The 23,813-nt window shown below is 68.2% G+C and carries 27 protein-coding genes and 5 pseudogenes; 17 read left to right on the top strand and 15 right to left on the bottom strand.

Annotation, left to right across the window (positions count from 1 at the left end):
* Positions 1–318: 318 nt before the first annotated feature.
* A complete protein-coding gene (locus ACRRRO_RS02685) occupies positions 319–939 on the top strand; it encodes a glycosyltransferase (RefSeq protein ID WP_434081043.1) in 621 nt (206 codons plus the stop codon).
* Positions 940–972: 33 nt separating this feature from the next.
* On the opposite strand, the gene ACRRRO_RS02680 is transcribed toward ACRRRO_RS02685, so the two are convergent.
* From ACRRRO_RS02680 to ACRRRO_RS02670, 3 genes are read right to left on the bottom strand one after another with little or no spacing between them, the layout of a single operon-like run.
* Positions 973–1,560, bottom strand: coding sequence for a dihydrofolate reductase family protein (locus tag ACRRRO_RS02680; protein WP_424797847.1), 588 nt, complete (start codon positions 1,558–1,560; stop codon positions 973–975).
* Positions 1,557–2,228: a dihydrofolate reductase family protein gene (locus ACRRRO_RS02675; RefSeq protein ID WP_424797848.1), complete on the bottom strand. Its 672-nt coding sequence runs from the start codon at positions 2,226–2,228 to the stop codon at positions 1,557–1,559. Before ACRRRO_RS02675 ends, ACRRRO_RS02680 begins: the two co-directional genes overlap by 4 nt.
* A gap of 36 nt (positions 2,229–2,264) precedes the next feature.
* Positions 2,265–2,927, bottom strand: coding sequence for a winged helix-turn-helix transcriptional regulator (locus ACRRRO_RS02670; protein WP_424797849.1), 663 nt, complete (start codon positions 2,925–2,927; stop codon positions 2,265–2,267).
* A 168-nt stretch (positions 2,928–3,095) separates the two neighbouring features.
* Between ACRRRO_RS02670 and heR the strand changes: the two are divergent.
* Positions 3,096–3,879 (top strand): annotated as a pseudogene (gene heR, locus ACRRRO_RS02665) (heliorhodopsin HeR).
* An 80-nt stretch (positions 3,880–3,959) separates the two neighbouring features.
* Here heR and ACRRRO_RS02660 read toward each other — a convergent pair.
* From ACRRRO_RS02660 to arfB, 5 genes and pseudogenes are all read right to left on the bottom strand, one after another.
* The gene (locus ACRRRO_RS02660; protein ID WP_424797851.1) at positions 3,960–4,583 is read right to left on the bottom strand and encodes a nucleotidyltransferase domain-containing protein; all 624 of its coding nucleotides are present in this window, start codon (positions 4,581–4,583) and stop codon (positions 3,960–3,962) included.
* 102 nt (positions 4,584–4,685) lie between these two features.
* Positions 4,686–5,260, bottom strand: a pseudogene (locus tag ACRRRO_RS02655) (1-acyl-sn-glycerol-3-phosphate acyltransferase).
* Positions 5,261–5,508: 248 nt separating this feature from the next.
* Positions 5,509–5,592: pseudogene (locus ACRRRO_RS02650) on the bottom strand (hypothetical protein); the annotation flags it as partial.
* Between the two features lie 47 nt (positions 5,593–5,639).
* Positions 5,640–5,924, bottom strand: coding sequence for a hypothetical protein (locus ACRRRO_RS02645; RefSeq protein ID WP_424797853.1), 285 nt, complete (start codon positions 5,922–5,924; stop codon positions 5,640–5,642).
* Between the two features lie 182 nt (positions 5,925–6,106).
* Positions 6,107–6,546 (bottom strand): annotated as a pseudogene (gene arfB, locus ACRRRO_RS02640) (alternative ribosome rescue aminoacyl-tRNA hydrolase ArfB).
* Between the two features lie 54 nt (positions 6,547–6,600).
* Here arfB and ACRRRO_RS02635 point away from each other — a divergent pair.
* Positions 6,601–7,179: a thymidine kinase gene (locus ACRRRO_RS02635; protein WP_424797855.1), complete on the top strand. Its 579-nt coding sequence runs from the start codon at positions 6,601–6,603 to the stop codon at positions 7,177–7,179.
* Here ACRRRO_RS02635 and ACRRRO_RS02630 read toward each other — a convergent pair.
* Positions 7,137–8,732: an MFS transporter gene (locus ACRRRO_RS02630; RefSeq protein WP_434081042.1), complete on the bottom strand. Its 1,596-nt coding sequence runs from the start codon at positions 8,730–8,732 to the stop codon at positions 7,137–7,139. The genes ACRRRO_RS02635 and ACRRRO_RS02630 overlap by 43 nt on opposite strands.
* Before the next feature lie 68 nt (positions 8,733–8,800).
* On the opposite strand from ACRRRO_RS02630, the gene ACRRRO_RS02625 reads away from it, so the two are divergent.
* Positions 8,801–9,700, top strand: coding sequence for a M23 family metallopeptidase (locus ACRRRO_RS02625; protein WP_434081041.1), 900 nt, complete (start codon positions 8,801–8,803; stop codon positions 9,698–9,700).
* Between the two features lie 48 nt (positions 9,701–9,748).
* A complete protein-coding gene (locus ACRRRO_RS02620) occupies positions 9,749–10,891 on the top strand; it encodes an NAD(P)-binding domain-containing protein (protein ID WP_424797858.1) in 1,143 nt (380 codons plus the stop codon).
* A gap of 42 nt (positions 10,892–10,933) precedes the next feature.
* Here the strand turns inward: ACRRRO_RS02620 and ACRRRO_RS02615 are convergent, their stop codons facing one another.
* Positions 10,934–11,407 carry an FABP family protein gene (locus ACRRRO_RS02615; protein ID WP_424797859.1) on the bottom strand — a complete coding sequence of 158 codons (474 nt, stop codon included), beginning with the start codon at positions 11,405–11,407 and terminating at the stop codon, positions 10,934–10,936.
* 137 nt (positions 11,408–11,544) lie between these two features.
* Between ACRRRO_RS02615 and ACRRRO_RS02610 the strand changes: the two genes are divergently transcribed.
* The 5 genes from ACRRRO_RS02610 to ACRRRO_RS02590 all read left to right on the top strand — a co-directional run bounded on the left by ACRRRO_RS02610 (position 11,545) and on the right by ACRRRO_RS02590 (position 14,663).
* Complete coding sequence (locus ACRRRO_RS02610) at positions 11,545–12,315, top strand: thioesterase family protein (RefSeq protein ID WP_424797860.1); 771 nt, start codon at positions 11,545–11,547, stop codon at positions 12,313–12,315.
* Positions 12,316–12,432: 117 nt separating this feature from the next.
* Positions 12,433–12,843, top strand: a complete 411-nt coding sequence (locus tag ACRRRO_RS02605; protein ID WP_424797861.1) for a VOC family protein — start codon at positions 12,433–12,435, stop codon at positions 12,841–12,843.
* A 134-nt stretch (positions 12,844–12,977) separates the two neighbouring features.
* Positions 12,978–13,922: an SDR family oxidoreductase gene (locus ACRRRO_RS02600; protein ID WP_434081040.1), complete on the top strand. Its 945-nt coding sequence runs from the start codon at positions 12,978–12,980 to the stop codon at positions 13,920–13,922.
* Positions 13,915–14,448 (top strand): AAA family ATPase, encoded by a 534-nt coding sequence (locus ACRRRO_RS02595; RefSeq protein ID WP_424797863.1) that lies wholly within the window; start codon positions 13,915–13,917, stop codon positions 14,446–14,448. Before ACRRRO_RS02600 ends, ACRRRO_RS02595 begins: the two co-directional genes overlap by 8 nt.
* A 35-nt stretch (positions 14,449–14,483) precedes the next feature.
* Complete coding sequence (locus tag ACRRRO_RS02590) at positions 14,484–14,663, top strand: hypothetical protein (RefSeq protein WP_424797873.1); 180 nt, start codon at positions 14,484–14,486, stop codon at positions 14,661–14,663.
* Positions 14,664–14,770: 107 nt separating this feature from the next.
* Here the strand turns inward: ACRRRO_RS02590 and ACRRRO_RS02585 are convergent.
* Positions 14,771–14,845 (bottom strand): annotated as a pseudogene (locus tag ACRRRO_RS02585) (hypothetical protein); the annotation flags it as partial.
* A gap of 192 nt (positions 14,846–15,037) precedes the next feature.
* Between ACRRRO_RS02585 and ACRRRO_RS02580 the strand changes: the two are divergent.
* The 3 genes from ACRRRO_RS02580 (at position 15,038) to ACRRRO_RS02570 (ending at position 16,750) form a co-directional block, all read left to right on the top strand.
* The gene (locus ACRRRO_RS02580; protein WP_424797864.1) at positions 15,038–15,427 is read left to right on the top strand and encodes a hypothetical protein; all 390 of its coding nucleotides are present in this window, start codon (positions 15,038–15,040) and stop codon (positions 15,425–15,427) included.
* Complete coding sequence (locus ACRRRO_RS02575) at positions 15,424–15,978, top strand: hypothetical protein (protein WP_424797865.1); 555 nt, start codon at positions 15,424–15,426, stop codon at positions 15,976–15,978. The genes ACRRRO_RS02580 and ACRRRO_RS02575 overlap by 4 nt, the downstream gene beginning before the upstream one ends.
* An 85-nt stretch (positions 15,979–16,063) precedes the next feature.
* Positions 16,064–16,750, top strand: coding sequence for an SDR family oxidoreductase (locus tag ACRRRO_RS02570; RefSeq protein ID WP_424797866.1), 687 nt, complete (start codon positions 16,064–16,066; stop codon positions 16,748–16,750).
* Positions 16,751–16,771: 21 nt separating this feature from the next.
* Here the strand turns inward: ACRRRO_RS02570 and ACRRRO_RS02565 are convergent, their stop codons facing one another.
* Positions 16,772–17,098: a DUF418 domain-containing protein gene (locus ACRRRO_RS02565; protein ID WP_424797867.1), complete on the bottom strand. Its 327-nt coding sequence runs from the start codon at positions 17,096–17,098 to the stop codon at positions 16,772–16,774.
* Between the two features lie 105 nt (positions 17,099–17,203).
* On the opposite strand from ACRRRO_RS02565, the gene ACRRRO_RS02560 reads away from it, so the two are divergent.
* The 3 genes from ACRRRO_RS02560 to ACRRRO_RS02550 all read left to right on the top strand — a co-directional run bounded on the left by ACRRRO_RS02560 (position 17,204) and on the right by ACRRRO_RS02550 (position 21,483).
* A complete protein-coding gene (locus tag ACRRRO_RS02560; protein ID WP_434081039.1) occupies positions 17,204–18,604 on the top strand; it encodes a hypothetical protein in 1,401 nt (466 codons plus the stop codon).
* A gap of 115 nt (positions 18,605–18,719) precedes the next feature.
* Positions 18,720–20,078 carry a serine hydrolase domain-containing protein gene (locus ACRRRO_RS02555; RefSeq protein ID WP_424797993.1) on the top strand — a complete coding sequence of 453 codons (1,359 nt, stop codon included), beginning with the start codon at positions 18,720–18,722 and terminating at the stop codon, positions 20,076–20,078.
* Between the two features lie 43 nt (positions 20,079–20,121).
* A complete protein-coding gene (locus ACRRRO_RS02550) occupies positions 20,122–21,483 on the top strand; it encodes a C39 family peptidase (protein ID WP_424797937.1) in 1,362 nt (453 codons plus the stop codon).
* Positions 21,484–21,539: 56 nt separating this feature from the next.
* On the opposite strand, the gene ACRRRO_RS02545 is transcribed toward ACRRRO_RS02550, so the two are convergent.
* The 3 genes from ACRRRO_RS02545 to ACRRRO_RS02535 form a co-directional block, all read right to left on the bottom strand.
* Positions 21,540–21,851, bottom strand: coding sequence for a DUF1905 domain-containing protein (locus ACRRRO_RS02545; RefSeq protein ID WP_424797938.1), 312 nt, complete (start codon positions 21,849–21,851; stop codon positions 21,540–21,542).
* Between the two features lie 61 nt (positions 21,852–21,912).
* Positions 21,913–22,380: a hypothetical protein gene (locus ACRRRO_RS02540; protein ID WP_424797939.1), complete on the bottom strand. Its 468-nt coding sequence runs from the start codon at positions 22,378–22,380 to the stop codon at positions 21,913–21,915.
* A gap of 74 nt (positions 22,381–22,454) precedes the next feature.
* On the bottom strand, positions 22,455–22,892 hold the full coding sequence (locus ACRRRO_RS02535) for an Hsp20/alpha crystallin family protein (protein ID WP_424797940.1): 438 nt from the start codon (positions 22,890–22,892) through the stop codon (positions 22,455–22,457).
* A 149-nt stretch (positions 22,893–23,041) separates the two neighbouring features.
* Between ACRRRO_RS02535 and ACRRRO_RS02530 the strand changes: the two genes are divergently transcribed.
* On the top strand, positions 23,042–23,788 hold the full coding sequence (locus ACRRRO_RS02530) for a class I SAM-dependent methyltransferase (protein WP_424797941.1): 747 nt from the start codon (positions 23,042–23,044) through the stop codon (positions 23,786–23,788).
* The last annotated feature ends 25 nt before the right edge of the window (positions 23,789–23,813 follow it).

Below are 23,813 nucleotides of genomic sequence, written 5' to 3'. Positions count from 1 at the left end.
GGATGCCGCGGCCGTGGTCATCGGCACGAATCCGACCTCGATGATCTCAGCGCGTGCCGAGGGAGTGCCCTTGTTCTATCCCGTCCCGTTCGCTCTGACCCGACCACAGGTCGAGCAGGTTGGTCGGATCGGTCTTGTTCGCGGGACGGGCACGGCCGCCCGGCTTGCCGACACTGTCGCGACCCGTCTGTTGCGCTGGGCGTACAACCACGCGCCACTCGCCCCGAGGGCTTCGCACGAGTCGCGGTCGCCAACGGGCTGGCACCGCTTCGCACCATCGCATCGCTTCTCGAGGCGGACCACAACCTTCTCACCGTCATGCCGTGGGAATTGGAGGGCTTCTCGCTGCCACCGGGCTATGCGCGCGTCGGCCCGATCTTCGCGCATCTCGACGGCGAACTGCCGCCGATCGTCGCCGAACTGGCCGCGGAGGAGCGACCCCTTGTCTATTTGGGCCTCGGCTCGTCGGCGCACCGCGGCCTCGCTCTGGCCGCAGCGGCCGGGCTCGGTGAATTGCCGGTGAATGTCATTGCGCCGATACGGCACTATCTCGATCCCGATGACCGTCTGCCCGCGAACGTCCACGTCACCGACCTCCTTCCCGCCCACCGCCTCGGCGGATTCGTCGACGCCGCCGTGCTGCACGGCGGCCAGGGAACCGTGCAGACCGCGTGCGCAACCGGCACCCCCTTCGTGGGGTTCGGACTCCAGCCGGAGCAGGTGTGGAATATCGACCAGTGCGTCGCGCAGGGTAATGCGATTGCACTCTCTCCGAAACAAGCCGGCACACGACTTCTGGCCGACGCCGTAGAACGGATCCTCGCCGATGAGCGCGTGCGTGCGTCGGCTGACCGCGTCGCGCAGGCATTCCGCGCCGAAGACGGTGGTGCCGCCGCGGCGCGATATCTCGAAGCGCAGATCGCCTCGATCGAGCGTTGAGGCCTCTGGCCGTACCCTGTCGTGACTGGCGGTTCAGGGCCACCGGGGCCGGTACTTCAAGTGCGTTACCCCGGGGCCTTCTGCCACCCGGACGATGTCGAGTTCCACCGGAGCGTCCCCACCGCTCTCGAACAGACGGCGTCCCTGGTGCAGCAGGACGGGGACCAGGTGGATCTGGAGTTCCTCCAGCAGGCCGCTTTGCAGGCCCTGTTGAATGGCGCCCCCGCCGTGCAGTCCTACGGCTTTGCCCGCGGCGGCAGCGGTCGCCCGCTGTACGGCGGCTTCGAAACCGTCGGTGACGAAGTGGAAGGTGGAGCCTTCGCGCACGTCGTCGGGGCGGGCGTGATGGGTCAGGACGAAGATGGGCATCTCGAATGGCGGGTGGGGCCCCCAGATGGCTTCGGCGTGCTGGTAACTGTCATGCCCCATCACCAGGGCGCCGGTGCGGTCGAACTCCGGGCCCAGCACGTCGTCGGCGGTGAGTTGGTTCCTGTCGGCGACGTCGTGGGCGAACCAGCCGTGTAACGACGCCCCGCCGCTGCCCATCGGGCTCTCCGGGTCCGGGTCCGGGCCGGTGTAGAACCCGTCGAGGGAGACGCTCAGGCTGGCGATGACGGTCATGCTTGTGCTCCGACCTGGGCGTGTTCAGGAACGACGGCGTCGCGCCCGGCCACCACGGCGGCCCGCAGTGAGTTGTCAAACTCCAGCGGGGACATCTCCACGGACAGGACGCCGCTTTCCGTCACCGTGCTGTGCTGCAGGTGAAGGCCGTAGGCGGGACCGTCCCCGTCGAACAGGCCAGCACCGCCGCCCACGACGACGGGGGCGATCAGGAAGCGGTAGATGTCGATCAACCCGGCCTCGTGCAGAGTGCGGGCCAGGCGGATGCTCCCGTGAACCTGCAGTTCACGATCGTCGTCGGCCTCCTTGAGCCGTCCGATGTCATCGAGGAAGCCGGAGCCGAGCGGCGTGCTGGTGTCGGCCCAGGTGGCACCCAGTGTCGAGGAGGTCACCACGTACTTGTGCCGGTGGTTGATGCGATCGGCGACGGCGTCCGCGGGGTCGGTGACAAGGGGCCAGTGGGTTGCGAAGGTGTCGAAAGTGCGCCGTCCCAGCAGCAGGGCACCGCAGCGCTCGTACCACCCATTGACCGCCTCGCCGCATCCATCGTCGAAGACGGGCATCAGCCAGCCTCCGCGGTGGAACTCCCCGCGCGTGTCCTCCTCCGCGCTGCCCGGACCTTGGCTGACCCCGTCAAGGGTCATGAAGAGATTGACGCTCAATTTCATGGTGCATGCCTTTCTGTGGCTTGGCTGGGTTGGGGATCAGGGAATGCCGGCGGTGTCGGCCAGCGGGACATGGAAGGCGCGGATGAAGTCATCGAAGGCGGCAGGAGGTCCGGTGTGGCGGACAGCCCCGGAACTCAGCGCATCAGCGGGTGTCATTCGGCCGGCGAGCAGCAGGCGAAGTTGCGGGCCGGTGCGGATCGTCACGTCGGGCGGGCCACCGGGTTCGCCTTCGCCGACGATGGCCCGGTCGGGTTCAACAATCGCCCAGGCGCTCGCAGGACCGGCATGGACCGCGTACGTCGTCACGACCCGCACCGCGCCGGGGCGGAAGGCTGCCCGCAGGGCCGCCGCTAGCGAGGCATCGGTAATCACGTCGTCGTCGGCCGGTGAGACCATCGTCGCCGCTCCCCATCTCCCGATCGCATCAAGGATGGGGAGGAGTCCCTGTCCGTGCGGGGTGAGTCCGTAGAGCACACCCCCACCCGGCCGGTCCTGCGCCGTGCGGTCGATGACGCCCGCCGACTGCAACTCACGCAGCCGCGTGGCCAGCACACTGGTCGGAATTCCCGGTAAGCCCTCCAGCAGGTCCTTGAACCGGCGAGGTCCGATGCTCAGGTCGCGCAGGATGAGCAACGACCAGCGCTCACCCAGCACACTGCCGGCCTTGGCAAGGCCGCAGAACTGGCCGTAATCCTTCATGGATTCATATTACGAAGTGCGCTCCATAAAAGCAAGCAACGTGCACGTTGGGGGCGCGGTTCCGCTTCTGGCGAGATGTCGGGGAGGTCGTCGTCGTGACCGGCGCCGAGGTCTCAACTGCCCTGCAGTCCCCCGTGGAACTCACTACGGTGGTGGGAATACTGTCCAATGATCGGCTCAACGATGACGACGGAGATCGACCCAAGCCGCTACGCCGGGCTACGCAGGTACAACATCACGGCCGCGGTCGTGCACGCGGCCCAGGCGGTCGCGGTGGTGCTGCTCGCGACCGACTTCACCCTGCCGATCACCGCCAGGTACCTCGCCGGCCCGCCCGGCAGCCCCCCGGGCGAGGCGGTCACGCTGTGGGACGCCCCGATTCCGCTGGCGATCGCGACGTTCCTGGTTCTGTCTGCGCTGTTCCACGTCATCGTGGCCTCCCCACCATTCTTCGGCCGCTACCGAGCGGGGCTGGCGCAGAGGCACAACTACTTCCGCTGGGTGGAGTACGCGCTATCCAGTTCGCTGATGATCGTGATCATCGCCCAGTTGGTCGGCATCTCCGACGTGGTGGCGCTGGTGGCGCTGTTCGGCGTCAACGCCTCGATGATCCTGTTCGGCTGGCTGCAGGAGCGCTACCACGAGCCAGGCGACGGCGGATGGCTGCCGTTCATCTTCGGCTGCTTTGCCGGGGTGGTGCCCTGGGTCGGCATCGTCATCTACACACTCGCCCCGGGGTCGACCACTGGGGCCGAGCCACCCGGCTTCGTTTACGGGATCATCGTCTCGCTGTTCCTCTTCTAACGTGTTCGCGTTGGTGCAGTGGCTCCAGTACCGCCCGGTCGGCCGGTTCCGGGACTACCTACTGGGGGAGCGGCTCTACATCACGCTCAGTCTCACCGCCAAGTCCGCTCTGGCTTGGCAGATCTTCGCCGGCACCCTCGCCGCCTGAGCCACCGGTCAATGTCCGCAATCTTTCACGCGCATCGGTTCAGTTGGGGCCACTCCCAGCGGCACGCATGCCCACTCCAATCATCGGCACGCTGCGAGCAGTTTCAACCACCGGTGCCCGGGACGCTCCTGCCGGAGCGCTCCCTCTAGCCAATCAAGGCTCGCCTCCTGAAGGTGTGGCAGGCAACGCTCGAGATCGAGGGTGTCCTTGGGGCGAGCGTGCTTTGCCTTCAGGAGAAGCTGGACTTCTGGACGCAGGTAAGTGATCCCATCGTGTTCCCACAGGCACTCCACAAGTGGCTTCGTCAGGTGTGGAGCCCGCTTGTAATGCCAGGTAATTCCGCGAACTTCCTCAAGCAGAACGTCATATTCCCAGGGATCAGCACCGCTCGCGCGCAACCAGAGGTTGCCGCATCGATCGGGAATCTGTGCGTCTTGGTTCGGGAGAATCGGCGCCAAGATGCCGAATGCAGCCCAGGCATCAAGTGTGGATGACACGAAGTCGACAAATCCCTCTGCTTCCTCGCGGGGGATCCCGAGGTCCAGGTCGCCATGCTCGCGCCGCGAACCGGCAAAAGCGTCGATCGCCCAGCCTCCAGCAATCCACCACCGGCCGGAGTAGCTTTCGAGCAGTTGTGCTGCGTCTTCTGGTGTGCGGTGCTTCCAAGGGCCATATAGACGGACCACTTCGTCATGATCGAGCACAGCCACAGAGTAACGCCCGTGCGGATCGGCGCGTTTGCCGATCCCTGCGTCGTGATATTCCGAAGCGCTGGGCTGCGCGAGGGACTTGCGCGTTGGTTGTGCTCAGCCGGTCCCGGTCTCATCCCGCAGCCGCGGTTCGACCCGGTGCTCAGGCCGCACCCCGGACTTGTCGGCGTAGAAGTCACGGATCCGGTCCATGTCCTTGGCGACATCACCGGTCAACTCGAAGGTCGGCCCCAGGCCGGTAGTCATGGTGGTGCGATCGACGTAGCCAAGGGTCACCGGCATCCCCGTCTCCCGGGCGATGCGGTAGAACCCCGACTTCCAGTGCGTGTGCCCGCTGCGGGTTCCGTCGGGGGTGACCACGAGCCCGAACACCTCACCGGCGCGGACCCGCTGGACCACCTCACCCACCACGCGGCTGGGGTCGGACCGGTCCACGGGAATACCGCCCAGTGCCCGCATGATCGGGCCCCGCCAGCCTCGGAACAGACTGTTCTTGCCCAACCAGCGCACGTCGACGCCCAACCGCCAGGCGATGCCCAGCATGAACGCGAAGTCCCAGTTGGAGGTATGCGGGGCGCCGATGAGGATGGTGGGACGGTCCGGCGCGGGAGAGGTGGACAGTCTCCACCGGCTGAGTGCCAGAACGCGCGGGCCACGAGGCGTCGAAGCATGGTCCTACGCTAGATGGTCCTTGACCCGTTGGCCCGCGCGCGTGATGCAGCCCACCAGCGGCCACGAAGTGCCGAGGTTGTGGCTCAGATGTCCGGGTCAGGTCGCTCGAAGAAGTCGAACCGGATGGCCTTGGGCATCACGTGCACGGCCTTGAAGTCCGGACCTCCGGTGACCTTGTGCCACTCGCCGGAGGGCACACGAAGGCATCGCCGGGTGCCAGATCGTGTCGGGTCTCAGCGAACTCGATGGTGCATCGCCCCTCAGTGACCACGAGTACCGACTCGTCCGTGGCGGTGTGGCCGGGGAATGCGGTGCCGGAGGTGCCCTCCATCCGCTTGGCGGCCATCACCGAACCTTCGTCCAGTGGAGTCAACCTCCTCATACTGTTCCTCCGGGGGTGGTACCCAGACCCTGCGCTGCATCGGCGTGTTCCAGCGCTCTGTAGGTCGCCTCGAAGGCCTCGCACCCATCGCCGGGCACCGCATAGTTGCCAGTCACCGCGCGCAGTTCGTCGAAGAGTGCAGCGACCTGGCCGGCGCTACTTGCTTGCTGGACCTGCTCGGTGAGTTCGCGCACCCGGGTCAGTTCTGGGTGGTGCTCCCCGTGCACCCGCTCAATGAGCGGAGCGAACTGAGCAGCGGTCGCCATGTGTCCCTCGGCCATCGGTAGAGGCCTCCCGTCCTTGTCTCGGCTATGTCCTCAACGTATGCGGAGAGCGAGAGAGGAGCCTTGACGCGGATCAAGCCATGACGACGGCGCCCGCCGCACCAGGATCGCGACTCGCACTCCGAGCCGCCCTCAGCGTGATCGTCGGCGTCGTCGCAGTCGGTGCCGCCGCCTGAACTTCACTCCGGTCGCGGACGCATGCGGGTGCGCTTGATCTGCGATCGCAACCGCTTCCCCTCCAGTCGCCGGCGCTGGGAGCCGCGGGTGGGTCTGGTCGGGCGCCGCCGGACCGGAGGCACACCGCCTCGCGCAGCAGGGCGGACATGCGCTCCCGGGCTGCGACCCGATTGCGTCGCTGGGAGCGATGCTCGGCCGCGTCGACGGTCAGCACCGTCCCGGAGAGGCGGGTGCCGAGCCGGTTCAGGGCTCGCTTGCGCTGAACGTCGCTCAGGGCGGTGGTGGCGCTGATATCGAGGCTGAGTTGAACCCGCGAGTCCGTGGTGTTCACACCCTGGCCGCCGGGCCCGGAGGCGTGGGAGAACCGCTCGAGCAACTCTGCCGCCGGCACCGTGATCCCGGCCGGTGCGCCCGGCCCTGGGGGTACGCGCAGGTCATCCACGCCGGTCAGTATGACCCACGGGGTTCGCCGGGGGCCGCTCGCTAGGGTCGTGCCATGCGCAACGAGACAGGTGGCCGGCTCCAGGTGGTGTGCGGGCCGATGTTCGCCGGCAAGTCCGAGGAACTGCTGCGCCGGGTGCGCCGGGCTCGGCTGGCCGGGCTGGCCGTGGAGGTGGTCAACCACAGCCTGGATGAGCGCCACGGCGCCGGCCAGGTCGCCTCGCACGACGGCGGGCGCATCCCCTCCCGGGCGGTATCGGACGTCGCTGCGCTGCGCGATCTCCTCACCGGGCGTGACCTGGACCTGCTGGCCATCGATGAGGCGCAGTTCTTCGGTCCAGACCTGGTCCCCACGGTCGGTGACCTGGTCGCCGAGGGGATGACCGTCGTCGTCGCCGGTCTGTGTGTGACCTACGACGGCCGGCCGTTCGAGCCGCTGCCCGCCCTGATGGCACTGGCCGAGGACGTGGTGAAACTGACCGCGGTGTGTTCGGTCTGCGGGCGCGACGCCGCCTTCCACCAGCGGGTGGAGGAGGACGACGGCGAGGACGCCCTGGTCCCCAGCGTCACCGCCATCGGCGGTACTGAGACCTACCAGGCCCGCTGCCGACGCCACCTCATGCTCGGGGCTTGACGGCGGCCCTCGCGTGGGCGCCGGTTCGCCCGGTCAGCCCAGGGGCCCCGGCGGGTCACAGACGAGCTGGTCCGGGCGTTACGCAGGTCGAACATCGCAACCACCAGGCTGACCAGCACGATCAGGGTGGTGGTGGCGAACCCGGCACTGATCGCCGCGGTCCAGTCCCGCTCGGCCAGCACCGCGAAGGCCAGGCCGGTGATCACGGCCAGTCCGATCGCGGCACCGAGGCGTTGCCCGGTCTGCAGCACGCCGCCCGCGCTACCGGCGTACTCCAGCGGTACCTCAGTCAGGGTGAGGGTCTGGTTGGGGGCGATCACCATGCCCTGCGCGATGCCGATGAACGCCAACGTCAGCAACAGCCACCACATGCTCGCGGCACCGGTGGCCGCCAGTTGCACCACCGCGATACTCAGCACCAGCCCGAGCAGCGCGCAGCCCATCCCGGCGATCAGGATCGGGCGGCCGTGGGTACTGGTCCAGCGACCGGCGAGGTAGGAACTCACCGCAGACATCAGCGCCGCGGGTAGGCCGATCAGCCCCGCCTCCAGGGCGTTGCCACCCTGGCCACCCTGCACGTACATCGCCACCAGCACCCACACACTGGTCACGCCCATGAAGTACAGACCTGCGATGAGGGTGCCGCCCGTGAAACTGCGGATGCCGAACAGGGCAAGGTCCACCATCGGGGGGTGGCCGTGACGTTTGTGGCATTGTTCCCACCAGGCCCACAGTGCCAGTAACCCCAGCCCTGCCGGCACCAGCAACCAGCCGCGCCAGCCCATGTTCCGCTCGACGAAGGGCAGCAGCAGCGCCAGCACCGCCAGGCCCAGCAGCACCGCACCCACCGGGTCCACATCGCGGACCGTGGTGCGGCGGGTGGTGCGGGGAGGTCGCATCGGCCGCGGCAGCCAGCGCAGGGCCAGCGCGATCGCGCCCAACCCCACCGGAACGTTCACCAGGAACGTCCAGCGCCACCCGTTCACCGACCCGGCCACCTCGACGATGAGCCCGCCCAGCACCGGCCCGATCGCCACCGAGATCCCGACCACCGCCCCCAGCGCGCCGTAGGCACGCCCACGCTCGGGCCCGCGGAAGTACTGCTGGATCATGCCCACGACCTGCGGGGTGAGCAGTCCCGAGCCCAGTCCCTGCACGAACCGGGCCGCGTTCAGGGTGCCCGGGTCCGGTGCGAGCCCGGCCGCCACCGAGGACAGGGTGAACAGCGCGGTGCCGATGATGAAGAGAGGTCCGCGGCCGAGGATGTCGCCGGCTCGCCCGGCCGCCACCAGCACCACCCCGAACGTCAGGGCGTAACCGGTCAGGACCCACTGCAGGTCGGAGTCGGTGGCGCCCAGTCCTTGTTGGATCGAGGGCAGCACCACGTTGATGATGCTGACCGCCACCAGAGACATGAAGACGGCACCCAGCGCCACAGCGAGGACGCGCCAGCGGGCGGGATCGGGGGCGTCGTCCTGCTGCGCCGGAGGCGGGCTGGTGGCCTCGGTGGTGAACTCATCGGGTCGATCCGGACCCTGGCTCATCGTGGACATGTAGCGGCTGATGGTACTCCCAACCGGTACGGTCCCGGTATGCACGCTGAGCCGGTCGAACTGGTCCGATGCGCCTGATCAGCGCCCTGCGGCCGGTGTGGGCGGGACTGCTGTTGGCCGCCTTCATCGCGGTGGGACTGATCGTGCTGAACTCCTTCATCCCCGAGCAACCGCTGCCGCTGCGGCCGAGGCATGCCCTGTTCGTGTCCGGGTTGATCGTCGTGCTGCTGGTGCTGATCGGCACCGCCCCGCGCACGTCACCGGGCGCCCCGGCCGAACTGCTCGCCCCGGTGCGGGGGCAGTGGGTGGCGATGAACAGCCCCGGCCAACACCTGCCCAGCCATGGCACGCGCACCCGGGGACAGTACTGCGCGGTTGATCTGTCCCGCCCGGCACGGGACTCCACTCCGGCGCTGGTCCGCTGGGGCTTGCGCGGGGACAGACCCGAGGAGTACCCCAGTTTCGGTGAGCCGGTCTACGCGATGGCTCCCCTCGTCGTCGTCGTGCGCTCACTGGGTTCCAGGCGCGACCACCGCGCCCGCAGCACCTGGCCGGGCCTGGTGTACCTGGCCACGGTGGAGGCGATGGCCCGGGAGATCGGCGGCACCGGTGCGGTGCTGGGCAACCACGTCATCGTGGCCCACGACGACGGCACCTTCGCCGCGTACGCCCACCTGCGCCGGGGCAGCGCGATCGCGCTCGGGAGTTCGGTGGTGGCCGGTGACGTGATCGGCCGGGTGGGCAACACCGGCAACACGTCGATGCCGCACCTGCACGTGCAACTGATGGACCGGGCGAACGTCGAAGCAGCGGCCGGGCTGACGATGGTGTGGCCGCAGATCGCCCGGACCGGCGACCTCGACCCGACCTTCGTGAAGTACGCACGAGAGCCCACCTCCGCGGCGCTGTCCCAGATGCCCCGCGACGGGGAGGTCTTCACCGCGCCCGAAACCCCACCGGCTGCGTAGGAGACGGCGACGGGAAGGTCCGCGATCGCGGCGGCGTTGACCCAGGCGATGCCCCCAGAGCCCGCTCGCGCGACCGTCGTCGTCATCGGCGCCGGTCAAGCCGGTCTGTCCGCCGCCTACCACCTGAATCGCAGGCGCTTCGGTAGCGCCCTACAACCCGGGAACGACGGCGCCACCTACGTGGTCCTGGACGCCGCGGCCGCCCCGGGCGGGGCCTGGCAACACCGGTGGGAGTCACTGCGGATGAGCACGATCAACGCGATCTTCGACCTTCCGGGCATGCCCGTCCCGTCGGTGGATCCGGACGAGCCGAGCCGGGACGCGGTTCCCCGCTACTTCGCCGCCTATGAGTTCGAGCACGGCTTCCCGCTGGTGCGTCCGGTGCGGGTGACCTCGGTTCGGGACGCTCAGGATGGTTCCGCCGACGCCGACGCCGACGCCGTCGGCATGGGCACGGGCGGCGGGGGCAGCGGGGACCTGATCGTGCAGACCGACCGGGGGAGTTGGGTTACCCAGTGGGTCATCAACGCGACCGGCACATGGGACAACCCCGTGTGGCCGGTCTATCCCGGCGCGGAGACCTTCTTGGGACGGCAGTTGCATACCCGTGACTATGTAGCGGCGGAGGAGTTCGCCGGGCAGCGGGTGGCGATCGTGGGTGGCGGGATCTCCGCGGTGCAGCAACTGGAGGAGATCTCCCGGCACGCCACCACGTTCTGGTACACCCGGCGTGAGCCGGTCTTCCACGAGGGGGAGTTCACCTCCGAGACCGGGCGGGAGGTGATCGCCAACGTCACCGCCGACGTGGAGGAGGGCCGCCCCACCGGCTCGGTGGTCAGTTACACCGGTCTTGGCTGGACCCCCTACGCCCTGGCCGCGAAGGAGCGTGGTGCGTTGGTGCGCCGGGAGATGTTCACCGCGATCGAACCGGGCGGTGTGCGAGAGGCCGACGGGTCCCTCACCCAGTTGGATGTGATCCTGTGGGCCACCGGGTTCAAAGGGGCGCTGGCGCACCTGGACCCGTTGGAACTGCGGAATGAGCAGGGTGGCATCATGCTGCGCGAAACCCAGGTCGCCGATGAGCCGCGGGTGCACCTGATCGGGTTCGGGCCCTCCCAGTCCACCGTGGGCGCCAACCGCGCCGGGCGGGCGGCGGTCGCCGCGATCGTGCGGGCGCGGCGGGGGACCTGATCGGGGCCGGTCACATGGAGTTCACCGCCCCCGGATACCCGCCTACGCGGTCCTGGTCAGGACCGAACCGAGGTGATGGGTCATCGGAACCCCTACCGCGGCCATCGCGAACTCCGTGGTCAACTCATCGCCGTCCAGGCGCAGCCGTCGGATGGTCTCATCGACGATCTTGGCGCTCGCGGCATTGACCACCCGGGAGTGTAGTTCGGTGGCGAACCCCCTCGGTTCGGTGACCAATGCACCCTCGGCCAACTCGGTCTGCCCGGTGGGCTGGGCCAGGACGAACTCCACGGCCTCGCCGCCGGCGACGCGGAAGAACCCGGTCTCGGTGTGCATCGGATCGCCGGCGGGTGACCACGTGCGTTGGAGATAGGTGAGGAAGGGCTTGCCGACGTCGGTGAAGGTGACCTCTTCGGTGTAGGTGAAGGAGGTGATGGTGGGGTACTCGCCGCGGCCGGGGCCGCGCCAGGTGCCGACCAGATCAGCGACGGGAGCAAGAGCGGGGTGCAGTGCCATGTTCCCGACACTACGCCGGGACCGGCGGGCAGGAGCCGGCTCGGCCGCTTCGGGTGACCTGCGCCGTCGACCCGCGCGTGCACGCCGAGCACCCAGAATGCCGTACCGACCCCGCCGATTGCCCCACAATGGCGCCCATGGCCTACTTCGAACGCATCGACACCTCCACCTTCCGCGCCACCGAGCACGTCGGTGGGGCATGGGTCGAGGAGGAACAGCACATCGCGGCGGCACTGGGGCTGATGGTGCACGCCGTGGAGCAGGACCGGGATGCCCGCCGCGACGACCACCTGGTGGTGGCCCGGATGTCCTACGACATCCTCGGCACCGTGCCGGTGGACGTGGTGGACATCGCCATGGAGGTGCTGCGGCCCGGGCGCACGATCGAACTGGTCGAGGCGGTCCTGTCCCACGCGGGCCGGGCGGTGGTACGCCTGCGTGCGTGGCTGATGCAGACCCGCGACACCACCGCACTGGCGGGCACCGCGCTGCCCCGGATCAAGCCCCCGGAGGAGATGGAGCCGGTCGATCCCACCCGCGACTGGCCCGGGGGCTTCATCAGATCCATCGAGGTGCGCCGCGACCACCATGAGCCGGGCCACGGGGCGTTCTGGGCACGCACCGCGCACGCACTGGTCGCCGGCGAGGAGTCCAGCCGCACGGCGGCCTTCGCCGGGATGCTCGACGTCTCCAACGGCATGGCCATCCGTGCCGACCCCCGCGAGGTGCTGTTCCCCAACCTGGACCTGACCGCCCACTTCTTCGCCCAACCGCAAGGGGAGTGGGTCGGCTACGACACCACCGTGTCCTTCGGTGCCGCAGGGATCGGGCTGACGCACACGATCATCCACGACCGCACCGGTCCGATCGGTGCCCACTCCCAGGTGCTCACGGTCCGGCCGCGCTGAGGCGTTGCCGCGGGCGGGTCGTGTCGCCGGCCACGACCCGAAGGCGGCCGCGGATCGTCCGGAATGAGGGTTAGCGTGCAGATTCACCTGGCCCGACTCGGCGAAGGAGAACGCCCCATGAACAACGACCAGCCTCGCACCCCCGTGCTCGACCTGATCATCCTGGACTGTCCCGACGCCCTGGTGTTGGGTCGGTTCTACTCCGAGTTGCTGGGCTGGCCGATGGAGCAGGGCGCCGATCGCGACTGGGTCAACCTTGAGCCTCCCGGTGGTGGGGTCTCCCCGGACAACCCGCAGGGCCGGCCCACGCTGGCGTTCCAGCGTATCGATGACTGGGTCACGCCCACCTGGCCCGGTGGGACCCACCCCCAGCAGATGCATCTGGACTTCACCGTGGGTGACATCGATGCCGCCGAGCCCGGTGTGCTGGCCCTGGGCGCGCGGGTGCATGAGCACCAGCCCTCCTCCGACGGCGGGTTCCGGGTGTACCTGGACCCGGCCGGACATCCCTTCTGCCTGATCCGCTGACCACCAGCACAGCGCAGGTCAAGCGCACGCCCGGCCTCGGGCGTCCGGACGATCAGGATCCGGCAGGCATGCGCCCACACATCCGGTGAACGGCGCGCCCGCACATCGAGTTTGCGTGCGCGAGAATCAGTGGCATGCGCACCAACCTTCGCGGCCAGAGGGTACTGATCACCGGGGCCGGTAGCGGCATCGGCCGGCTGCTCGCTCTCGGCGTGGCGCGGCGCGGTGGGCGGGTCGTGATCTGGGACCTGGACACAAGCTCCGCCGCGGCGGTTCGCGATGAGATCCGGGCCGCGGGCGCACCTGCGGAATCGTTCGCCGTCGACGTCTCCGATGCCGCCGCGGTCGCGACCGCCGGCCGGGAGACCGGGCCGGTGGATGTGCTGATCAACAATGCCGGCGTCGTCACCGGCAAGCCGCTGCTGGCGGCGTCGGAGGAGGCGATCCGGCGCACCTTCGAGGTCAACACGCTCTCGCTGTACTGGGTGACCCGCGCCTTCCTGCCCGGCATGATCGAGCGCGGCCGGGGCAGCGTGGTGACGATCGCCAGTGCCGCCGCCCTGTTGGGCGTGGCCCGCCAGAGCGACTACTCGGCCAGCAAGGCTGCGGCCTTCACCTTCGCCGAGTCCCTGCGGGTGGAGTTGGCCAAGGACAAGACCGGGGTGACGTCGCTGGTGGTGTGTCCCTACTACATCGACACCGGAATGTTCGCCGGGGTCCGCACCAGGTTCCCCCGCGTCCTGCCGATTCTGGACCCGCAGCGAGCCAGTGACCGCATCCTGCGGGCGATCGAGCGGGGTCGTGCCGAACTGCTCATGCCGCAGAGGGTGATGGCTGTCCGGTTCGCCCGGCTGCTGCCGGTGACGGTGTTCGACCGGATCACCCCTTTCTCGGGCTGCACGACTCCATGGATGCCTTCACCGGCCGGGCCGGGGCTGCCGAGCGAAAAGAGCCGACGACGACGGAGCCTGCCTGATCGGGCTGGTGCGGCGCACGAAGCGCGACCCCGCCGTCGTGCTGCGTCAGCGCCGTGCGAATCCCTCCGAACACCCCCGCGCTACGGTGCCGCGTGTGGATGAAGCGAACGTGTTGCTGGTGATATCCGGCCTGTCCGGTGTGGGCAAGACGGCTGCCGCGGCTGCCGTGGCGAAGCGGACCGCGAGTGTGCACCTGTCCATCGACACCATCGAGGAGGCACTCCTCGAGAGCGGCCTGCCGCCCGGGTGGACTGTGGGCGTTGCGGCGTACGAGGCGGCCCGGGCGATGGCGCAGACCAACCTGATGGCGGGTTCGTCCGTGGTGGTCGATGCGGTCAACGATAGTGACGAGGCTCGCCGGACTTGGCGCCGCGCCGCGGGGCGGTGTGAGGTGCCGCTGCGGTTCGTGCACCTGATCTGCTCCGACGTGAGCGAGCACCGCGTGCGTCTGCAGGGCCGTACCCGGGGGTTTCAGCGCATTGGTGAGCCTTCGTGGGCGGATGTAATCGCTCGTGCCGCCGACTTCGTTCCCTGGTCGGCCTCGGACGAGGTCTCTGAGGTGGACACCGCTGGAGTGACGCTTGAGACCGTCGTGGAGGCGGTCCTCGCCGCCAGGGATGGGTCCTAGTGCTGGATCAAGCCGCCCACGGGTGCGGTGGCGACGTGCCCGGTGATCGGGCGGGTCTGCGCCAGCGTCAGGCCGACGTCGACCAACGAGGATCGGCGCAATCGGGCAACTCTGGGCAGCGGGACCCAGGAGGGGTCCTCGGTGTCACCGTTCGGCTCAGCGCGCAGCCGGCCACTGAGGAGACGGACCTGGAGAAGACGCCCACGTTCTGGTGAGTGGTTCCGGCACGAGCGACCGCTGCGGGTATCACCCGGGAGTCCACACCCAGCAGGCTCTCGACCGTTGCGTCGCAGCCAGTCTCCTCGGACACTTCCCTGGTCACTGCATCGAATGGATCCTCGGCGTGCTGCACCCCACCGCCGGGCAGGGTCCAGACCGGCTCGTCATCGGCAGGCACGTGATGGACGAGGAGAAGGTGATCGTTTTCGATGCACACGGCGTAGGCGGCTAGTCGGAAACTCACCGGCGCACTGTATCGCGCAGGAAGGGAGCGTCTACTGGCTCGCCCGAATACCTCGTTGGCGGGCCGTGCGAGCGTGTCGGAAATTCGGGTGAGTTCCACCGTCGCCCCCTCCTACCATGGCCGCTCATGGACACCTGGATTGAGCATCGGCGGACAGACGGTGAACTGATCGGCTGGCTGCGCATGCGCGACGAGCACTTCGTGGCCGTCGACATGCTCGGTCGCGAGATCACCGAACCACTGGACTACCTGGACGCCGAGGAAGCGCTGGAGGAGCGCGGGCTGTCCTTCCTTGCCGAACCGTGGCTGCTGGAGCACCCGGACGGTACCTCCGAGCGAGTGCGGATGACCGAGGTCCACCCCGAGCGCATCACGGTTCGGCAGGACGACTACGGTGTGGCGGCAGTGGCGGGGGCGAACGTGCGTGACTACGTGCTGCCCTTCCCCGCTCCCACGAGGTTGCGGCCGCTTCACGGTGAGAGTGGCGCAACGACGACGAAGGGCGGGCCGGCGTGACATCGACACAGTCGCAGGATCGAGCACAGGCTGAGATCGGCAGGGTGCGCAGCCGGGTACTGGTCCTGGAGCGGCGTATCGATGACCTGGAGTCGCTGCTGCTGCGGGGCCTGGTGCTGGCCACGGTCGTGTTGCTCGGGGTGGGAAGCCTGGTGACCGCGGCCGCCGGCCCCGACGTCGGGGCGTGGAGCGTGCTCACCGCACCGATCGGGGTCTATGACACCTTGGCCAACTCGGACAACGTGCCGGCCACGCTCGTGCTGCTCCTGGCGGCGGTGGCGCTACTGGTGGTGGTCCTCGTCGCGCTGGGCGCCTGCGGCGTCATCTGGCGGCGTCACGGCGGCGGGGCGGCGCGTTTCGTCCGGGTGGTCGGATGGCTCCTGCCGGCCGCGATCACCGTGGTGCTGATCCTGACACTGATCGCCGGTGCCGAGCCCGCCGAGAACGCCGAGGCCGGCTCCGCGGTGCGGTGGTTGGTTCCCGGGGCGGTGCTCTTCGCTCTCATGGTGCACTCCGACGGCCTTCGCCGGTTGTGGGTCGCGGACTCGTGAGGTGCGCTGTTGCACCGCAGCCCGGTCGCGGTGATGATCGAGTGGTCCGGCACCGGCCGGCTCACCCGAACTCGGAAGGATCTCGATGACACAGCGCAAGCGCGTGGTGATCATTGGCGGTCACGGCAAGATCGCCCTGCTCACCGCCCCGAAGTTGACCGACGCGGGGTATGAGGTGCACTCCGTGATCCGTAACCCCGACCACCACGACGAGGTCGCCGCGACCGGCGCGCACCCGGTGCTGCTGGACATCGAGAATGCCGATGTCGGTGCCCTTGCCCAGGTCTTCGACGGCGCCGACGCCGTGGTGTTCTCCGCCGGTGCCGGTGGTGGCAACCCGGCCCGTACCCACGCGGTGGACTATGAGGCCGCGGTGCTCTCGATGCAGGCTGCGGAGCGAGCCGGGGTGCGCCGGTACGTGATGGTCTCCTACGTCACCGCTGCGGCGGACATCCACCGGATCGATCCGGAGAGTTCCTTCTACCCCTACGCCAAGGCCAAGCACGATGCCGATGCCCACCTGCGCACAACGGAGTTGGACTACACGATCCTGGGTCCGGCCGGGCTGACCATGGAGCCGGCAACAGGCAAGATCCTGTTGGCCGACGACGAAGGGCAGGTTCCCGATGGGGACCTCACCGAGGATCAGCGGGTCACCTCGCGGGAGAATGTGGCCGAGGTGATCGTGCACGTCCTGGAGTCCGCAACCGGGATCCGGCGCACCCTGAACTTCTACGACGGATCCACCCCGATCGCCGACGCGCTCGCCTGACTCAGGGCATGGGTCGGGTGGTCACGCTCGCCGCAGTCGCACCCGTTCGCACCAGGTCACGCACCGCCACAGCCACTCCACGGGACCGTAGGTAGAACGCCGCAGCCACCAACGGCTCCAGCCTGCCTGAGCCACGACGATGAGGAACGTCAGGGCCGTGACCTGGGGCCAGGACTCGAAGTCCTCGATGCCCATCAGCGGCGCGGCGCTGAGGAACATCACCGTGGCGGCCAGGTAGTTCGTGAGTGCCATCCGGCCCATCGGTGCGAAGAAGCCGCTGAGCACACCGCCCCACCGGGTGCGCAGCAGCAGCAGGAAGCCGGAGGCGTACGCCACCCCGGCGGTCACGCCGGCCAGCTGGAACTGGCTCCAAGCGCGATATGGGCGGGAACGCGCCAGTCCGGTACCCGAAACTGTGCCATGAGTCGCAGGAATTCAGGTAGCGTCGAGGCAGTGGAATTGCACTCGACGGTGAATGCGAGGAATGTCATGGCGGCTGAGTGGCGCGAAGCACGACTGATTCCGACATCGGGTATTCGAGGGGCTGTAGATCAAGAAGTTCGTGCGACCTCGGCCTTACTGTCGGTATTGACCGTGGTGCCGCAGTTTGCGCATTCGATGCTGAAGCCGTGCGGCGCGCCACTTGGGCCCAAACGAGCGAACGTCAAGGCCTATACAGAGGTAGCCTTCGAGGACAAGAAGAACAAGCGTACGCCCCGCCCTGATGGTTTGGTCCGTGTCGAGCGAGGCTCGAGCAGTTGGACTGCCCTTGTGGAAGTGAAGACGCAGACGAATGGGCTCGACAAAGATCAGGTCGAGAGTTACATGGACGTCGCTCGAGAGAATGAATTCGATGCGGTGATCACGATCTCCAACGAGATTCCACCGGTCCTCGGAACGCACCCAGTCGATCTCGATAAACGCAAGTTGCGTGCGATGCCCGTCTACCACTTCTCCTGGGTTCGCCTGATCTCGCTCGCAGTGGCGTCCAAGGAGGTCCACGGCATCGAGGATGAGGAGCAGGCTTGGATCCTCGGCGAACTCATCCGGTACTTGGAACATGAGAACTCCGGTGCTCTGGAGTTCGAAGACATGGGGGGTAGTTGGACCGCTGTCACCGACGCCGTGCGAACCGGCATCGTCCGACGGGGCGATGGTGACGTCGCTGACGTCGCAGCGAAATTCGACGGCCTGGTCCGTTACATGGCGCTCAAGTTGGGGCAGAAGTTGCGCGTCGATGTCGAGCCGATGTTGTCGCAGCGGGAGCGTGCGAATCCCAATGTGAGGACTGAGGCACTGGCGCGCGAGTTGGCGGAGGACCACACGATGTCAGCGAAGATTCGAATCCCGGGTACGGCGGCAGATCTAGAGTTTCGCTGTGACATGCGAGCGAGAAGGGTTCATGTCTTCTCCAACGTGCCTGCGTCGGGACATGCGCGAAACGAGACTCGCGTTAATTGGCTCCTCAGGCCACTAGCCGAAACATCTGGCGACGTGATTATCGAAGCGCACGCTGCTCGTCGGCAGCATGCGGCAACGATTGCGGAGTTCCGAGAAGACCCGAAGGATGCTCTGCCCGAGGCGTTTCCCGAAATCAAGAGCTTCACAGTTTCTCGGGTCTACGACTTGGGCATGAGTCGACGCACCTCCGCCAAGACGTCGTTCATCAACTCCGTGATCGCTGCGGTTGACGACTTCTACATCAATCTCCTACAGCCTCAGAAGGTGTGGACACGGCCTGCGCCCAGGTACAAGCCGATCTCACGCCCCGGCCAGGAGGAGGAGACCTACTCGTCCGAGGAGATCTCGGGTGCCGGTACGAATGAGAGCGACACGATGGAAGTAGAGGTCTGACGATTCGGCGCATTAACGGCACCGGAGCACGCCAGCCGTCAGTTCGTGGGTAGGACGCGAAATCCGCCGTAACCTCAGCGGCACCCGCCTGTTAGCGTCGTCGCCCGTGACTGAGATGACACTGCTGCCCACCACCGCCCGCCGTCTGGACCTGCGCGCCGCCACCCTGCAGACCAAGGGACGCATTCCGTCCCTGGTCACTGGGCTGGTGCGGGACTCCCACCTGGTCTGGTCCGCCGCCCGGGGAACGTTTCCCGAGCACGCCGACCCAGGTGAGTTGCAGTTCCGGATCGGGTCGATCACCAAGACTTTCGTCGCCGTCGTCGTACTGCAGTTGCGCGACGCCGGCGCGCTTCGGTTGACCGACACCGTCGACCAGTACGTGCCCGGCACCCCGTTCGGCGATCGCACCCTCACCGAACTGCTCACCCACACCGGCGGGCTGGCCGCGGAACTTCCCGGCTCGTGGTGGGAACGGTCACCGGGGGTGGACCGGCAGGGCCTGCACGAGGCGCTGGCGCAGGGCACCGTGCTGGACCGGCAGGGACGCCATGTGCACTACTCCAACATCGCCTTCGCGGTGCTGGGGGAGGTGATCGCTGCGGTCACCGGCCGCTCCTGGGATGAGGTGCTCACCGCGCAGGTCCTCGGGCCGTTGCAGATGGACAGCACGACGACGTCGGCTCGCTCTCCCTTCGCCACCGGGTACGCGGTGCATCCCTATGCCGACGTGCTGCTGCCGGAGACGATCCAGGACACCGGGGCGATGGCCCCCGCGGGGCAGTTGTGGTCCACCGTGGGTGACCTCAGCCGCTGGGCGGCCTTCCTGGCCGGGGACACTGCTGACGTGCTCCACACCGACACCCTCGATGAGATGTGTGAGCCGACCGCACTGGCGTCGGGCTCACAGTGGGCCAGCGCCCGCGGGCTTGGGGTGCAGGTGACCCGTAGAGCGGGGCGGCTCCTGGTCGGCCACGGTGGCTCGATGCCCGGTTTCCAAGCCGGCGTGCAGGTGGACCGGGAGGCCGGGCTCGGTGTGGTGACGCTGATGAACTGCACCACGCCCGGCGATGTGGAAGGGCTGGACGACCCCTTCGACATCGTCGAGGACTGTGAGCCCCGCCTGCCACAGGAGTGGGTGGCTCGCGCCGATGTGCCCGCGGATGTGCTGGCGTTGACCGGGTCCTGGTTCTGGGGGACCTCCGAGGGGACGGTGCGGGTGCTTGACGAGGGCTGGATCGAACTGCAGCGCGTCTCGGGGATGACCAGCACCAGCAGGTTCCGGCCCACCGGCACCGACACCTGGGTGGGCCTGGACGGTTACCACCGCGGGGAGGCCCTGCGCGTGCGACGTGCAGCCGACGGCGAACCCCAGACTCTCGACGTCGGCACCTTCGTCTTCACCCGCCGGCCCTACGAGCCCAGCGAGTTCATCCCCGGCGGGCTGGACGGCGGCGGCTGGCCCGTCACCTAGCGCTGCCCAGGCGTCGTGACCGGTGGTCGGTACAGTCGAGGCGATGTCGAGTGACCATGACGCAAACAGGATCTCCCGCCGCAAGTTGTTGGGCTCCGTGGGGGCGGTCGGCGTGGCCGGCGCGGGCGCGCTCGGAGCAGCGGCACTGATGCGCTCGCGATCCGAGCCTCCCGGCTTGGACGACCCCGCCCCCGAGCCCGCGCCCCGGGGGGTGTACATGCAGGCATGGGAAGGCACCGGCGGCTTCGACCAGGGCAGCCACGACGGCACCGCGGTCGATCCCGACGGGCGCCTGGTCCTGACCTCGCCCACCGGCACGGTGGAGTACACCGACCCCCACACCGAGGTGGCCCGCACCTACGACACCGCCACCTGGACCTCCCCGGAGGTCCAACTGCCGTTCGCTGGCACCGAGGTGATCCCCTCTTGGAACGCGCGAACGCCGTCGGGCACGTGGGTGGAGGTAGCCGTCCAGGGGATCACCGACTCCGGTGAGCGCACCGACTGGTACGTGCTGGCCCGCTGGTCCCGGGGCGATGACGCCCCCGACATCCAGCGCGGTACCGTCGAGGGGCAGCGCGACACGCGGGCCGGTGTCAATGTGGATGTGCTGGCGATGCGGCACAACCACACCTTGACCGGACTGCGAGTGCGGGCCACGCTGCACCGGGTCGCCGGCGCCGCGCAGACCCCTGAGGTCGCCCTGCTCACCGCGATGGCCTCGGCGATTCCCGACGAGCGGGCGGTACCGGTCAGTGAGCCGGGGGAGGCCGCCGGGATCGTGCTGGACGTGCCCGCCTACTCACAGCACCTGCACAAGGGTCACTACCCGGAGTGGAACGGGGGAGGGCAGGCCTGGTGCTCACCGACCTGCACTGCGATGGTGCTGGACCATTTCGGCCTGGGCCCCGATGCCGAGGAGACCGGATGGGTGGATATCGAGGGGGAACAGCGCCCCCAGGTTGACCACGTCACGCGGTATGTCTTCGACTACACCTACGGGGGCGCCGGGAACTGGGCGTTCAACGCGGCCTACGCCGGAGAGCGGGGCGCCCGGGCCTACATCACCCGGCTGCGGTCACTGCGCGAGGCCGAGGAGTTCATCAGCGCCGGCATCCCCCTGGTCTGCTCGATGTCGTTCACCGAAGCCGACCTCGACGGCGCCGGATACGGGACGAACGGGCACCTGCTGACGATCGTAGGGTTCGACTCCGACGGAGACGTCGTGGTCAACGACCCGGCCTCCCAGGACGAGGCCGACGACGGCAAGGTGCGCGTCACCTACCGCCGCGACCAGTTCGAGAGCCTCTGGCTGACCACGTCGGGCGGCCTCGTCTACGTCATCGCACCCCCGGGCCACGCCCTGCCCGAGCCCGTGGACGCGGCGGAACCGAACTGGGTCTGAACCGGCTGGCACTCACGGCATCCTTTGGCCCACACTGCAGGCCGCGGCTACGCGCCTCATCTCACGGTGATCTGGGGCCGTCCCGGCTCCAGTTCCAGGTGGGCTGAGACCAGGTCACCATCGTCGATCTGCTCAGCCCGTCGTACCGCCACCTTCACCGGCAGTGCGTACAGGCCTTCCTTGGGGAACATGGAGGTCTGCCAGGTGGTGGCACCGATGCGCGCTCGGACGGGGATCGCCCCCCAGCCGTAACTGACGTCAGCGGCCACGGCGTGGATGTCGGCACTGATCGGCTCGGGTACGGTGATGAAGTAGAACGGGGCGGGGCCGCGCCAGTACCAGATCTCGCCCTCGAAATCCCAGGTCATCACTGCTCCTCGACCGCTCAGTCTAGGCTCGCTGCGGCACGCCCGCGATGGGCATCGGGTGTCAGGTGCGCACGACCATCGCCCGCACGCGGTTACCGCCGTCCTCCCACTCGCTCACGCGTCTCCAGTTCGCTTCACGGAGGCGCTGGTCGATGAGCTCCTCCCAGGTGGCCGGGCTCAGCCGCGCGGGCAGCGACAGTACCTCCACCTCGACGCGAGTGGAGGGGATGGTCACCGAGATCTGGCCGGGGGGTTCGTGATGCTCACCCCCGGGCGACTCGGAGTCCACGGCGATGATGCGCTGGGCATGCTCGGCCGCGACCGACCAGATCTCGCCTTCGGTGGCTACCGATTCATAGCCCCCCGTGCCCTCGATCTCATTGCCCGCGCCGTCGCGCTCGACCGTGTAACTGAAGGTGGCCTCGAAGACGGCGTCAACGTCGACGTCATCGGTGTGCTCGGCCAGTGCCGGAACCAGTGACTGCTCGATCGCTTCGGCCCTGGTCCGGTACCGCTTCGGGTGAGACACGCTCCTGCCTCCGTACGCAGGTGGACCGGTGGTGGCGGGCCAGCCCGGCCGGGCACCCGCCACCACCGCATGGTTCAGCCCGCTTGCTCGATCCTGGACTGATTACTCGAGTGGGCAACCTCGATCTTGCGAGGCTTGGCTTCCTCGGCCACCGGGATCGTCAGCGACAGCACCCCATCGGCGTATGAGGCGTCGATCCGGTCCACCGACACCCCGCTACCGAGCATCAGTTGGCGCGCGAATGTGCCGGTGGGCCGCTCCCGCGCGAGCCACTGGGTCTGTTGGTTCTCCGCCTGTCCGCGCTCAGCACGGATTGTCAGCGTCTGGTCCTCGACGTCGACATCGATCGAGGACGGATCGACCCCGGGAAGGTCCATGTTCAGAACGAACTTGTCCCCATCGCGATACAGGTCGATCGGCATCGCATTGCTGCGTCCGGAGGACATCACTTGTCCCAGCGCATTGCTGAATACACGGTCCATCTCGCGGAACGGGTCGATTCGCGTTGCCATCACCATCACCTCCGAGTGGATACCCGGGCCCGGACCTTCCAGGCCCGATGAAGACGACCGTTGTCACGGCCGATTTTAGCACTCTCATGCCGAGAGTGCTAACGGCTGGTGCTCACGAATTGGGGTGACACGGGTGCGACCATGGGGTGATGACGACATTCGACGAACTGCTCGCCGAGGGTGCGGCGGTACCCACCGAGGGCTGGGACTTCAGTTGGTTCGCCGGCCGGGCCAGCGAGGAGCGCCCGCCCTGGGGCTACGCCGGACTGGTCGCGCAGCGATCGGGCACCGCGCGGGCGATGCTCGACGTCCAGACGGGTGGGGCCGAGGTGCTCGCGCAGATACCGCACGTCCCACCACTGCTGCGCGCCACCGAGTCCTGGCCCCCGAACCTCGACCTGGCCCGCCCACGACTGACGGCGCTCGGGGGCCAGGTGGTGCAGGTGGAGGACACCGAACCGTTGCCGTTCGACGACGGCACCTTCGACCTGGTGGTCTCCCGCCACCCCACCGTGGTGCTCTGGGAGGAGGTCGCCCGGGTGCTTCGTCCAGGCGGAACCTACCTGTCCCAACAGGTGGGGAAGGCCAGTGTGCACGAGTTGTCGGAGGCGATGCTGGGGGACTTCGAACCCTCCGACGGACGCAGTCCGGAGCGAGCGGTGGCCGCCGCCGAAGGGGCCGGGCTCCGGGTGCGGGACCTGCAGACCGCCCGCCTACGGATGGCCTTCAACGACATTGCCGCCGTGGTGCACTTCCTGCGCAAGGTGATCTGGATCGTGCCGGGGTTCACCGTGGAGGCCTACCGTCCGCAGTTGGAGCTCCTGCATGAGCGCATCCAGGCCGAGGGCCCGTTCGTGGCGCACAGCACCCGGTTCCTGATCGAAGCGGGCCGGTAGCCGTGACGGTGGTGCCCAGTGGAGG

Source organism: Sanguibacter sp. Z1732 (genome assembly GCF_051020515.1).
Taxonomy (GTDB): Bacteria; Actinomycetota; Actinomycetes; order Actinomycetales; family Beutenbergiaceae; genus CALKWS01.
The sequence above is the reverse complement of the archived record's forward strand: the minus strand, read 5'-3'. Positions and strand labels throughout refer to the sequence as shown.